The organism is Saonia sp., assembly GCF_056326165.1.
The window spans coordinates 40,528-53,860 of sequence record NZ_JBWFBN010000010.1; the positions used below are offsets into that span (position 1 = coordinate 40,528).

Here is a 13,333-nt window from a genome sequence, read left to right on the forward strand (position 1 = left end):
GTGTAATCATATCAGGTTTGTTTTTAGGTTAATAATTAATATTAAATAATGAATTATCCATTCAATATATATAGTTAACCAGCACACTTGCAAATATTTGCATGCGATTTATTGTATTTGAATATAAATTTGAAATAAAATAAATGATTTACATTTCAATATGAAATAGTGTTCCTGCAATAAAGTTTCAAATTTAATTATATTATTACTTAAATGATGTATATTGTAACTAATGTAGAGGGTTTTTTGACTCCTTTTTAAAAATCTAGGGAGATTTCATTGTCAAAATATGCTTTTTTGACATTTTCATTAATTATGACACAAAAAAACCGACCCAATTTTTGGGTCGGTTGCTAATTCAAATTAAGTTAGTTTGTAGTTATTTATTCTTTTTAGTTTTAATTTCTACTACGCCATTTTTTGCTTTTTTTCCGTATTTTTTGTGTGCAGCATCTCCTTTACTAACATCTATGGTCGCTATATCTTTTTTTGAAAGCTTTTTAAATTCTTTTTTACTTGCTTCTTTTCCATCAATAATATAAAGTGGGTCACCGTCCCCATCATGATCTATAAAGAATAGACCATTACCATCATTACTTATGATTTCTATGTCTCTGTCATCATCTGAATCCTTTATGATAAAAACATTTTTACCTTTTTTGCCTTTCATCTTTTTAACTTTTACGTGCTTGGAATGCATCTTGTCATTGTCCTTCATTTTTTCATAGTCTTCCTTGCTCACTACTTTTCCGTTGACTTTTATGACTTCTTTTCCATTAATTTCTTCTATTTCTATAGTTTTATGTTCGCTGTCCGATGAATGTACCCAAACCATATTATCATCTTTTTTGTTTCCATGTCTTTTTACGATGATTTCATGTTCTCCATCTTCATGTACATCTACATCTTCATGAATGTTGAAGTGGAAATTCTTGCCGCCAAATGTAGAATCGGCATTGCCAATGGATATCTGATCGTTATCAACAATAATTTTTATAGGTTTAATAGGTGCCTCCCCATCTGTATTAAAAGAACCATTGTTGCTTTTAGAACTTATTTGGATAGAAATTCCAATTATTTCTTTTGAATCATTATGGACAACTGTATAGGAGAAGTCAATGCCATTTTCTGCCAAGTCCTTTTTCATTCCTTCTAATTTTTCGTCAGAAGTATCTTTTGTAATTATAAGCTCCGTTTTTTCAACATACTCTACAATTTTATCCTCACTTTGTGCTACTACCTTAGTGTTAAATGCAAATACAAAAGCTACCAGCATTGGTACTATTAAAGTGTATTTCCATAAATTTTTGTTGTTTGATTTTGATTTGTGTAACATGACTATTCGTTTTTTAATTAATGAATTATAAAAATTGTTTGTGATTGATGTGCAAAATTGATTCCCAGATACTTTTACAAGGGCGTATTGATATGTTTTTGTAGAAGGCATATTTTGGGTTGCATGGGCATCTGCCAAGAACTCCAAGTTTTGTTGAATGCTCTTTTTGTAGAACCATACTATGGGGTTTACCCAAAATAGGATAGTGGTAATATGTGCCACTAGAATATCTATAGAATGCCACTGGGAACTATGTACTTTCTCATGCTGAATAATAGCATCTAGTTCAGATGCGCTATACAAGTCTGGGTTATATACTATATAACTAAAGAATGAAAAAGGAGTGATTTTTCTTGTAGTTTCTACATAAATATAACCACCTTCTCTTCTCAGTTTATTTTGAGTTATTAATTTTCTTAATGACAATAATTGAATAACGAACCTAAGTGTTAATAATCCAATTCCTGTAATATAGATTACAAGTAGTATTTGGGACCAATCAATTCCCCTTTCAACAGGAATTGAGCCAATTACAAGATTATTTAAAGGCACTAAATCCATATTGGATAATGTAGCCGTTTCTGTAGCATCTATATATTTGGTTACATATACAAATGGAAAAATTAAAGAGGATAAAATCCCAGCTAACAAAAAATGTCTGTTGGCGGAAAAAAATGTTTCTTTTTTTAATAGTAATTGATAAAGGATATAGAAAATCAATAATACTCCAGATGCTTTTAATAGGTATTCCATAACAGTTTCTATTTATTTCTTTTTCTCAATTAAGTCAATTATCTCTTTTAATTCTTTTACAGAAATTTTTTCCTCATTGGCAAAAAAGGATACTAAACTTTTATATGAATCATCATAATAATCAGAAATGGTGGAATTAATGTATTTTTTTCTATAAGCCTCCTTGGAGACAACGGGAAAATACCTGTGTGTATTTCCAAATGCCTCGTGGCTCACATATTTTTTGTCCTCAAGATTTCTTACAATAGTAGATAGGGTATTGTAGTGAGGTTTTTCCTCTTTTATTTCAGATAAAATTTCTTTTACAAAAGCTTTTTTAAGCCTCCATAAAATTTTCATTACCTCTTCCTCTTTGTTTGTGAGCTTTTGCATGCCAATTTTTACTTTGGGTCAAACATATAACTATTTTTATAGTAGAACAACTATTTTAATAGTTATTTAACTATTTTGTTAGTGATTATAATGATTGCTTCAATTTACTTTCTAAGCAAATCTTCATTTATATTTGTCCAAACTTTGTTTTATGCAGGATGTCTTGTTTATAGTTTTAGGGCTTGTTTTATTAATTGCTGGGGGTAATTGGCTTTTAAAAGCAGCTGTTGCTCTGTCTTTAAAGCTTAATATCCCTAAAATTGTAATTGGTATGACAGTGGTATCCTTTGCCACTTCTGCGCCAGAATTAATTGTTAGCATTAAATCTGCATTGGATGGTTTTCCAGATTTAGCTTTGGGAAATGTAGTGGGTTCCAATATTGCCAATTTAGGATTAGTACTTGGAATTACAGTTATTTTGGGCAGTATAGATGTAAACAAAAGTTTTTACACCACAGATTGGCCAGTAATGATGGTGGCTTCTCTACTATTTTTTGGTTTTATATATTTTGATGGAGAAATACAACAGTACGAAGGTATAATTATGGTTGTGTCTCTTTTCGCATTTTTGGTGTATCTACTACGTTTTCAAAAAGCAGCCGTTGTGGACGAACTTCCAGAAGATGATGTACCATTGCCCTTATGGAAAACTATGATGTATTTGGGTCTTGGCGGTGTGGCTCTTTGGGGAGGCTCGGAATTATTGATAAACGGAGCTGTGGGTATGGCTGAGGCATTTGGGGTAAGTGAACGTATTATTGCAGTAACTATAGTATCTGTGGGCACAAGCATTCCAGAACTTGCAGCCTCTATAATTGCCGTTATAAAAAAGGAAAAGGCTATTTCTCTTGGAAATTTATTAGGTTCCAATATTTTTAATATCCTGGCTGTGCTTGGAATCACTTCTATCATTACTCCTATAAAAGTAATGGACCAAGGATTGTTGACAAATGATATTTTTTGGATGTTGGGTGTTTCTTTCCTAATTCTCCCACTGGTATTTGTTCCTAAAGGACTTAGATTGGGATGGAGAGATGGTATGGTATTGCTTGGGGTTTACCTAGCTTTTGTATATATGACCATTAAATAAAAAAACCGTTCTTGGAGATTTCCAAGAACGGTTTAGTTTCAACAATTAATTGTACTATATCAATTTAAATCTTTGCAGATTTAACAGTTTTAATAATTCTACCTGCAATTTTGTAAGGATCACCATTAGAAGCAGGTCTTCTATCTTCTAACCAACCTTTCCATCCTTTTTCTACTGCGATAATTGGAATACGAATAGATGCTCCTCTATCAGAAATTCCCCAAGAGAAATCTGTAATAGCAGCAGTTTCATGTAGTCCAGTTAAACGTTGATCATTAAACTCACCATATACTTCAATATGTTCTTTTACTACAGGACGGAAAGCTTCACAAATTTTGGCATAAACCTCTTTATCTCCGCACGTTCTTAAAGTTGTATTAGAGAAATTGGCATGCATACCAGAACCATTCCAATCCATGTCTTTTCCTAATGGTTTTGGATGATAATCAATATAGTAACCATATTTTTCTGTTAAACGGTCTAATAAATATCTTGCTATCCATATTTCATCTCCAGCTTTTTTAGCACCTTTAGCGAACAATTGGAATTCCCATTGTCCAGAAGCAACTTCTTGGTTGATGCCCTCAAAGTTTAACCCAGCATCAATACATAAATTTGCATGCTCCTCAACTAAATCTCTACCATGAGTATTTTTTCCACCAACAGAACAATAGTACATTCCTTGAGGTGCAGGATATCCTCCAATAGGGAATCCTAATGGCAATTGTGTTTTAGTATCCATAATAAAATACTCTTGCTCAAAACCAAACCAGAAATCATTATCATCATCATCAATAGTAGCTCTTCCGTTAGAAACATGTGGAGTTCCATCTGCATTCATAACTTCAGTCATTACTAAATAACCATTTATACGTGCAGGATCAGGATAAATTGCTACAGGAACTAGCAGGCAATCGGAAGAACCTCCTTCAGCTTGTCTAGTGGAAGAACCGTCAAAAGACCAATTTCCAAGTTCCTCAAGTGTTCCTTTGAAATTTTCATGCTCCTCAACTTTTGTTTTACTTCTTAAATTTTGGGTTGGGAAATATCCATCCAACCACAAGTATTCTAACTTAATTTTTGCCATAATTCTTGGTAGTTAATTTAATCTTTCAAATATTATTCTAAATCTGTGAAACACAAAAATAATTTTTTTTCATTACTAATCTAGTTTATAGGGGGTTAAATACATAACATTTTAAATTATTTTGATACACCCCTAAATACTTTAGGGTATTTTATCAAAAAAGTATTTTTAAAGAGATATATTATTAATTTGTTAATTTTGACCGAACTCAAATGAGATAAGCGTATGCCCAAACTAAGATTTGATGCTATAGGTGAGAGCCATAATAGAAAAAGAATAGAAATAGAAGAAATAGGAAGACGTTCCGAACTTTTTGGAAAGAATGTTTTTAATGAAGATAAAATGCTTCAATGTCTTACCAAAGAAGCATATGATAAGGTAAAAGATGCCATTTTTTCTGGATCTAAAATAGATAGAAAAATTGCAAATCAAATTGCTGAAGCAATGAAAGGTTGGGCAATATCTATGGGTGCCACGCATTATACACATTGGTTTCAACCTTTAACTGGTTCAACTGCGGAAAAGCATGATGCTTTCTTTGATCTTTTGCCAGATGGTAAAGCGTTGGAAATGTTTGGAGGAGGACAATTGGTACAGCAAGAACCTGATGCTTCCAGTTTTCCAAGTGGTGGTATACGTAATACTTTTGAGGCTAGGGGATATACGGCATGGGACCCTACTTCGCCAGCATTTATTTATGGAACAACATTGTGCATACCTACTGTTTTTGTGGCCTATACAGGTGAGGCTTTGGATAATAAAGCACCATTATTAAGAGCTCTTAACGCGGTTGATGAAGCTGCTACCGCTGTCGCTAAGTACTTTGATAAAAATGTTTCCAAAGTTACAGCAACACTTGGTTGGGAACAGGAATATTTTTTAATTGATAAGGCTTTTGCATATTCTCGCCCAGATATTATGTTGACAGGAAGAACACTAGTTGGTCATTCTGCAGCAAAAGGACAGCAATTAGATGATCACTATTTTGGCGTTATTCCAAGCAGGGTTTTAAGTTTTATGAGCGATTTGGAAAAGGAATGTACCAAATTGGGCATTCCCGTAAAAACAAGACATAATGAGGTAGCTCCTAATCAGTTTGAATTGGCTCCGGTTTTTGAAGAGGCTAACCTTGCAGTGGACCATAATTTATTGCTCATGGATGTTATGGACAAGGTTGCCGATAAACATAGTTTTAAAGTTCTTTTTCATGAAAAACCTTTTGAAGGGGTCAATGGTTCTGGCAAGCATAACAATTGGTCGTTGGCTACAGATACCGGTGTAAACTTATTAAGCCCTGGTTCCACACCCATGAAAAATTTACGTTTTCTCACCTTTTTTATTAATACAATTAAAGCCGTAGATACATATGAAGAATTATTGCGTTCTTCCATAGCATCTGCCAGTAATGATCACAGATTAGGAGCCAATGAGGCACCTCCAGCAATTTTATCAGTATTTATAGGAACTCAATTGAGTCAGGTGCTAGATGAGCTGGAAGGGGTTTCTCAGGGAAAATTATCCCCAGAAGAGAAAACCGAACTTAAATTAAATGTTGTTGGCAAAATTCCTGAAATCTTGTTGGACAATACGGATAGGAATAGAACATCGCCATTTGCATTTACAGGAAATAAATTTGAAATGCGCGGAGTGGGCTCAAAAACAAATTGCGCTAAACCCATGACGGTGTTAAACACCATAGTTGCCAAGCAATTAATTGCTTTTAAAAAGGAGGCAGATGCATTGATAGAAAAGAAAAGCCTTAAAAAGGATGAAGCTATTTTTAATGTATTAAGAGAATACATTAAGACTTCTAAAAGAATTCGTTTTGATGGTGATGGATATAGTGATGATTGGGAAAAAGAAGCTAAAAGGAGAAAGTTAAGCAATAACAAGACTACACCAGAGGCCTTAAAAGTACTTACTTCACCAGAAAGTTTAGATTTGTTCCGTACGATGAAAGTGATGAGTGAAGTTGAGGTCAAAGCAAGACAAGAAGTGGAATTGGAAGCATATAGTTTTTATATTCAAATTGAGGGAAGGGTCTTTAATGAATTGGTGTACAATCATATAATCCCTGCGGCCATTGCATACCAAAATAACTTGATGGAAAATATAAAGGGATTAAAGGAAATATACGGTGCTGCATACAAGAAACTGGCAGAGGGTCAACTTAATATTATTGAAAGTATAGGTGAGCATATAGCAGCCATTAAAATGAAGACGGATGATATGACTGAGGCAAGAAAAAGAGCAAATGTATTAAAGGATATCAATAAAAAAGCATTGGCTTATTGTAATGATGTTCGTCCTTATTTCTCTGAGATTAGAAATCACTCAGATAGATTGGAAAAATTGGTGGACAATCAATTATGGCCATTGACCAAGTATCGAGAACTTTTATATATTAAATAGAAATAACTTAATGATTATGAAAAAATCTGCATTCCTTTTTTTACTTATTATAGTGCTATCTGCTCAATTAAGAGGACAAGAATCACAGATTACATTAAATTATGAAACTGCTTTAAAAATACAAGAGGGAAGTCTTGAGTATGCTCGCGAGAATAATTTAAAACTAGCAATAGCAATTTATGATGTACACGCAAATTTAATTAGTTTTATAAGAATGGATGGAGCCTCAGTTGGGGTTTCCAAAATTGCCAGATGGAAAGGGTTGTCTGCCGCATCATATTTATATCCTACTTCTGCAACTTCAAAATGGAACATAGAAACAGCACCTAATATTTCTACAGCTGAAGGCGGAATCCCTATTTTTTCTAAGGAAGGAGAACCGCTGGGAGGAATTGGAGTTTCTGGAGCACTTTCAGCTATAGATGTAAAATGTGCTGAAGCTGGATTAAATGCAGTAGGTCTTTATAAAGAAGTAACAGAAGACTAAAATCAAAGTGATTTTAAAATAGTCTATAACTCTCTACTTTCATTATTTTTGCCACAAATAAATTTTAGAATGAGTTCATCCAATAGTGAAAGATATAGCCAAAGAGGAGTTTCTGCCTCTAAGGAAGATGTACACAATGCCATAAAGAATATAGATAAAGGTCTTTTTCCTAAAGCCTTCTGCAAAATTGTACCCGATTATCTTACAAATGATGATGATTATTGCCTTATAATGCATGCAGATGGTGCTGGCACCAAATCTTCCTTGGCATATATGTATTGGAAAGAAACAGGTGATATATCAGTTTGGAAAGGCATAGCACAAGATGCTCTTATCATGAATGTGGACGATTTATTGTGTGTGGGTGCTACTGATAATATTATGCTTTCTTCTACCATTGGTCGTAACAAGAATCTAATCCCAGGCGAGGTTATTTCTGCAATTATTAATGGAACAGAGGAATTGATATCTGATTTAAAATCACATGGTGTTACCATACATTCCACTGGTGGAGAAACTGCAGATGTGGGAGATTTAGTGAGGACCATTATTGTGGATTCTACCGTTACGGCAAGAATGAAGCGGGATGCTGTAATAGATAATGCCAATATTAAAAAAGGTGATGTAATTGTTGGTTTGGAGTCTTTTGGACAGGCTACTTATGAAAATGAATACAATGGAGGAATGGGTAGTAACGGGCTTACCTCTGCTCGGCACGATGTTTTTTCAAAATATTTGGCGGAAAAATATCCAGAAAGTTTTGATGCCTCTGTCCCAGATGAATTGATATACTCTGGAAATGCAAAATTAACGGATGCGGTTCCCAATGCTCCATTGGATGCGGGTAAATTGGTGCTTTCACCAACAAGAACCTACGCACCGATTATCAAGAAGATATTAGAAAAATATACTGCTGAAGATATTCATGGAATGATTCATTGTAGTGGGGGTGCACAAACCAAAATTCTTCATTTTGTTGATAATCTGCACATTATAAAAGATAACCTATTTCCAATACCACCTTTGTTTAAGTTAATACAAGAACAATCTGGTACGGATTGGAAAGAAATGTACCAAGTTTTTAACTGCGGACACCGCATGGAAATGTATGTAAATGAACATGTGGCACAAGATTTGATTTCTATAGCGCAAAGCTTTAATGTGCAAGCCAGAATAGTGGGTAGGGTAGAGTCAAATTCTACAAAAAAACTCACTATAGAAAGTGAATATGGAACCTTTGTTTATTAAGGCATACGATTACCCCAAATAATACGTTGTTTTTAGTAACAAATCTTATGTTATGGAAAGAAAGGAATTTTTGAGAAGTTTAGGTGCTGGTGCTGCGTTTGCACTGACCTTCCCTTGTGTAAATGGATGTACAAAAGACGATGGTCTAGAAACCTTCCCAGTATCGGATGGCGTTAATTTTACAATTGATTTAACATCCAGTGAAGCAGCCCCCTTAGCAAACAATGGTGGGTTTATATCGGTAAAATCAAATCCAGATTTTACGTATCTTGATATTGTAATAGCAAGAAATTTAGAAGGGACTTTAATCGCTGCAAGTAAAATATGTAGCCATCAAGGAACCGAGGAAATTAGATTTATTAGTGAAGATGGGGGGGTGTATCATTGTACTACCCATCAATCTAGATTTGCTCAGGACGGTACTTCTTTGAATTTGAATACCACAAGCAACCCTCTTAAAATATTTAATACTGAGTTGACAGGGGACACGCTCAGGGTTTTTGAGTAAAAAAATAATTCCCAAATCCTAAATTGTGAAACACTATGCCTTGGTTTTGTTTTTATTTTTTTCATTTTGCCTTTTTGGACAGGAATGGAAAGAAAGTTATGATGCCGCTGTTTTGCAATCAGTAGAAGAGAACAAGCCTATAGTTCTCGTGTTTGCAGGTTCAGATTGGTGTGGACCATGTATAAAGTTAGATAAAAACATATGGCAATCCACGGAGTTTTCAAGTTATGCTTCAGAGCATTATGTACTGTATAAAGCAGATTTTCCAAGAAAGAAAACAAATAGACTTTCAAAGGAAAAAGAGCTCCTAAATAGTAAATTGGCAGAGAAATACAATCCAAAAGGCTACTTTCCACTTGTGATTGTTTTGGATAAGAATGAGGTCATTCTAGGGACAGCAGGATACGAAAATAAACCTCCTGAGGAATATATTTCACTTATAAACTCGTTTCTAAAGTGAAAACCCTAATTCCCCTAATCTTTTTTTTTATTCTAGTTAATGGCAACGCCCAAGAAAGGGAATATGTAACCGTTCATAAAACCATGAAATTAATGGGGAGTCGGTTTGATATTACCGTGGTGGTATTGGATGAGGAGATTGGATATATTAATATAAATGAAGCGGTAGCAGAAATTACCAGAATTGAAAAAATGATATCCTCTTGGGATGAGGAATCTGAAACATCCCTTATAAATAAAAATGCCGGCATTAAGCCTGTTAAAGTAAGCCTGGAATTGTTCAAATTAATTGAACGTGCAAAACAGATATCAAAAATTACAGATGGTGCTTTTGATATTTCTTATGCATCCATGGACCAAATATGGAAGTTTGATGGTTCCATGACTTATTTTCCAACAGCTGAAGAAGTTGCTAAATCTATTGATAGAGTTGGACATCAGAATATTATATTAAATGATGAGAATACAACCGTTTTTTTAAAAGAAAAGGGCATGAAAATAGGCTTTGGTGCCATTGGGAAGGGTTATGCAGCAGATAAGGCCAAAGAATTTTTAATATCAAAGCAAGTAAAGGCCGGTATTATAAATGCTTCTGGTGACTTAACAACATGGGGGACAAAAGCTACAGGCGAAAAATGGTTGATTGGGATTGCCAACCCGTTAAGTAAGGATAAGATTTTTTCTTGGCTGCCCATTGTGGAATCATCCGTGGCAACATCTGGAAACTATGAGAAGTTTGTAACCTTTAATGGAAAGAAATATTCACATATTTTGGATCCCAGAACAGGGTATCCTTCATCTGGAATTAATAGTGTTTCTATTTTTTCTAAGAGTGCTGAATTATGTGATGCTATGGCCACTGCTGTTTTTATTATGGGAATAGATGCGGGTCTTGCCATGATAAATCAGTTGAATGGCACTGAAGTCATTCTTGTAGATAGTTATAATAAAATACATAAAAGCAACGGTATCTTGTTTAATAATAATCAGTAATTTTATACTATGAAGCGTTTTGCGCCACTTTTAATTTTAGCTCTTTTCTGTACTTCTTGCGTTGCTGTAAAGGAGTATGAAAAAGTATACCTTAATGATGAGGAAATGCAGCTGGCTGGAAAGGGAGTTGAACGTTTTGAGACAAATTTCCAGATATATCGCGAGGCTTCCGCTGGTGCTAACGGTGGAAAGACCGGCGGTGGTTGCGGTTGTAATTAATTTAATCAATTTTTATATTGAAAAACTTCCTTTTTCTATTACTTATTTTGGTTTGGGCATGTGGCTTTTCGCAAGCAGGTGATACTTCATACCAAAAGAGGGTTTTAGAAACTGCCGAGGTAGATTTACTTTTTAGTTATTACGGTCAGGATGGACAAAATGCAGCTGTCACAGGTGGGGAAGGCACGGAGAGGCTTACAGATGCTACTTCTAGCGTTGTTGTTAACCTGCCTATGAATGCTGATGATGTATTGACTGTTGATGTTGGTATTTCCGCCTATACATCGGCATCATCCAGTAATGTAAACCCTTTGGATGGGAATGCTAATAAAACTGTGAGTCCATTTATTGAATCTTCTGGAGCTTCGCGTAGCGATGTTTTAACGCATTTTAAGCCTACATACCAGCATGCTTCAAATGACCGAAATTCAATTACAAGCGCCAATTTGTACGTGTCAACTGAATACGATTATTTTTCCTTTGGTTTTGGAGGGAGTTTTACTCGTTTGTTTAATGAACGGAACACAGAGGTTTCTATAGCTGGACAAGTGTATTTGGACAAATGGAATCCTCAATATCCAATAGAACTCAGAGATGGTTTTTTTGATGACCGAGTATCTGGAACAGGAACTTATGATCCAGTGTTTTTAACTTTTGCTGAAGAAACCAGAAATTCTTATTCGGTTTCCCTTAGTTTTTCTCAGATTTTGAGCAAAAAAATGCAAGGAGCTTTGTTTGTGGATTTGATATCACAAAATGGGTTGCTGAGCACACCACATCAACGTATATATTTTGGTGATGCAAATGATTTTTTTATTGAAGATTTTCAATTGGCGGATGATGTGGAACGGTTACCTGATAGCAGATTTAAAATTCCGGTAGGGGGTAGGCTTAACTATTATCTTAATGATATGTTTGTTCTTCGTAGTTACTATAGATATTACTATGATGATTGGGGCATAACATCACATACGGCCAGTTTAGAAGTGCCTGTAAAATTAAATGATTCTTTTACTGTCTACCCTTCTTATAGGTACTACACACAAAATGCTGCTGATTACTTTTACGCCAAAGAAGATGCGGTATCAACTTTACCTTTTTATACGTCGGATTACGACTTGTCAAAATACAATGCACACCAATATGGCATAGGAGTACAGTACAAAGACATTTTTACAAAAACCAAAGTATTCACTTTTGGGCTTAAAACCATAGATTTACGATTCAGTCTTTATGATAGAAGTGATGGGCTTAATGCAAGTATCATCACTTTAGGAACCACTTTTGTCGGGAATTAATTGTTTTGAAATACCCTTATATAATCCACAATTAAAAATTGAGGAAATACGGTTGCATTGGTCGGGTCTCCTGGCCAGTTTCCACCAACTGCTAGGTTTATGAGAAAATGAAATTCATTTTGGAACTCATTTAACTCAACGGGAGAAATATCAATTACATTAAATTCAATATCATTCACATACCAAGTAATCGTTTCTGGTGTCCAAACAATGGAAAATACATGGAATTCATCTTTAAAAGTTGTATTGGTAAGCGAGTAATCCTGACCATAACTTGCATAGCTGCCAACATGATCCCAATGAACAGTACCATGCACAGTTTTTTCCCTTCCTTGGCCACCAATCATTTCCATGATATCAATTTCTCCACAAGCTGGCCAACCAACTGTGCTTATATTTTCTCCCAACATCCAAATAGCAGGCCATATTCCTTGCCCTTCTGGGAGAGCAGCCCTAACATCCACACGTCCATATTGTAATGTAAATTTACCTTGCGTGCTAATTCTGGAGGACGTATAATTTTTTGAATTTAGATTTTCTTTTTTTGCCTCAATTACAAGATATCCATCTTTTACAGTAGTGTTTTCTTTGGTGTAATATTCCAATTCATTATTACCCCAACCACATATATCTGGACATCCATCACCAATTAGAAAATTCCAATATGTTTCATCCAAGCTAGTTCCACTAAACTCATCCGCCCATATAGTATTCATGTTATCATAAGTTTCAGGAGTGGTATATCCAGTGGTAGGAATGCTCAATGTATTTTCCGTTGGAAGGTTGGCATTGGTAGTGTCATCTGTATCATTACTATTGGAAACATACCCAAATGGCTGATCACATTCCATTAACGAAACTTGTGGATTTCCCAATCCATCCCCATCCGTATCTTGATACCATTCCGTTTTTTGACATTCACTATTGGAACAAGAGCCCAAAGCAAAAACGATTAAAATAAAAATTAATTTAAACTGATTGGAAGTTGAAATTGTTCTTGTGCTTTTTGGCATAATCGTTAAAAATATTATTATATGGTATTCCAATATAAGGCTTTCTTTAATAATCATA

At 34.6% G+C, this 13,333-nt stretch carries 13 protein-coding genes; 9 read left to right on the top strand and 4 right to left on the bottom strand.

The window, feature by feature from the left end:
• Positions 1-379: 379 nt before the first annotated feature.
• Positions 380-2,089, bottom strand: coding sequence for a M56 family metallopeptidase (locus tag AC000W_RS10195; protein ID WP_474748031.1), 1,710 nt, complete (start codon positions 2,087-2,089; stop codon positions 380-382).
• A gap of 12 nt (positions 2,090-2,101) precedes the next feature.
• Positions 2,102-2,461, bottom strand: coding sequence for a BlaI/MecI/CopY family transcriptional regulator (locus tag AC000W_RS10200; RefSeq protein ID WP_474748033.1), 360 nt, complete (start codon positions 2,459-2,461; stop codon positions 2,102-2,104).
• A 151-nt stretch (positions 2,462-2,612) separates the two neighbouring features.
• On the opposite strand from AC000W_RS10200, the gene AC000W_RS10205 reads away from it, so the two are divergent.
• The gene (locus AC000W_RS10205; RefSeq protein ID WP_474748034.1) at positions 2,613-3,551 is read left to right on the top strand and encodes a calcium/sodium antiporter; all 939 of its coding nucleotides are present in this window, start codon (positions 2,613-2,615) and stop codon (positions 3,549-3,551) included.
• Between the two features lie 64 nt (positions 3,552-3,615).
• Here the strand turns inward: AC000W_RS10205 and AC000W_RS10210 are convergent, their stop codons facing one another.
• Positions 3,616-4,638: a glutamine synthetase beta-grasp domain-containing protein gene (locus AC000W_RS10210; protein WP_474748036.1), complete on the bottom strand. Its 1,023-nt coding sequence runs from the start codon at positions 4,636-4,638 to the stop codon at positions 3,616-3,618.
• A 225-nt stretch (positions 4,639-4,863) separates the two neighbouring features.
• On the opposite strand from AC000W_RS10210, the gene AC000W_RS10215 reads away from it, so the two are divergent.
• From AC000W_RS10215 to AC000W_RS10250, 8 genes are all read left to right on the top strand, one after another.
• Entirely contained in the window at positions 4,864-7,050 is a 2,187-nt protein-coding gene (locus tag AC000W_RS10215) for a glutamine synthetase III family protein (protein ID WP_474748038.1), read from the top strand.
• Positions 7,051-7,066: 16 nt separating this feature from the next.
• The gene (locus tag AC000W_RS10220) at positions 7,067-7,537 is read left to right on the top strand and encodes a GlcG/HbpS family heme-binding protein (protein ID WP_474748040.1); all 471 of its coding nucleotides are present in this window, start codon (positions 7,067-7,069) and stop codon (positions 7,535-7,537) included.
• A 69-nt stretch (positions 7,538-7,606) separates the two neighbouring features.
• Positions 7,607-8,785 carry an AIR synthase related protein gene (locus tag AC000W_RS10225; protein ID WP_474748041.1) on the top strand — a complete coding sequence of 393 codons (1,179 nt, stop codon included), beginning with the start codon at positions 7,607-7,609 and terminating at the stop codon, positions 8,783-8,785.
• A 52-nt stretch (positions 8,786-8,837) separates the two neighbouring features.
• Complete coding sequence (locus AC000W_RS10230; RefSeq protein ID WP_474748043.1) at positions 8,838-9,293, top strand: QcrA and Rieske domain-containing protein; 456 nt, start codon at positions 8,838-8,840, stop codon at positions 9,291-9,293.
• A gap of 25 nt (positions 9,294-9,318) precedes the next feature.
• The gene (locus AC000W_RS10235; protein ID WP_474748044.1) at positions 9,319-9,753 is read left to right on the top strand and encodes a thioredoxin family protein; all 435 of its coding nucleotides are present in this window, start codon (positions 9,319-9,321) and stop codon (positions 9,751-9,753) included.
• Entirely contained in the window at positions 9,750-10,745 is a 996-nt protein-coding gene (locus AC000W_RS10240) for an FAD:protein FMN transferase (RefSeq protein WP_474748046.1), read from the top strand. Before AC000W_RS10235 ends, AC000W_RS10240 begins: the two co-directional genes overlap by 4 nt.
• 9 nt (positions 10,746-10,754) lie before the next feature.
• Positions 10,755-10,964: a DUF4266 domain-containing protein gene (locus AC000W_RS10245; protein ID WP_474748048.1), complete on the top strand. Its 210-nt coding sequence runs from the start codon at positions 10,755-10,757 to the stop codon at positions 10,962-10,964.
• Positions 10,965-10,981: 17 nt separating this feature from the next.
• Positions 10,982-12,262, top strand: a complete 1,281-nt coding sequence (locus tag AC000W_RS10250; protein WP_474748049.1) for a DUF3570 domain-containing protein — start codon at positions 10,982-10,984, stop codon at positions 12,260-12,262.
• Here AC000W_RS10250 and AC000W_RS10255 read toward each other — a convergent pair.
• A complete protein-coding gene (locus AC000W_RS10255; protein WP_474748051.1) occupies positions 12,259-13,332 on the bottom strand; it encodes a glycoside hydrolase family 16 protein in 1,074 nt (357 codons plus the stop codon). The genes AC000W_RS10250 and AC000W_RS10255 overlap by 4 nt on opposite strands.
• Between the last annotated feature and the right edge of the window lies 1 nt (position 13,333).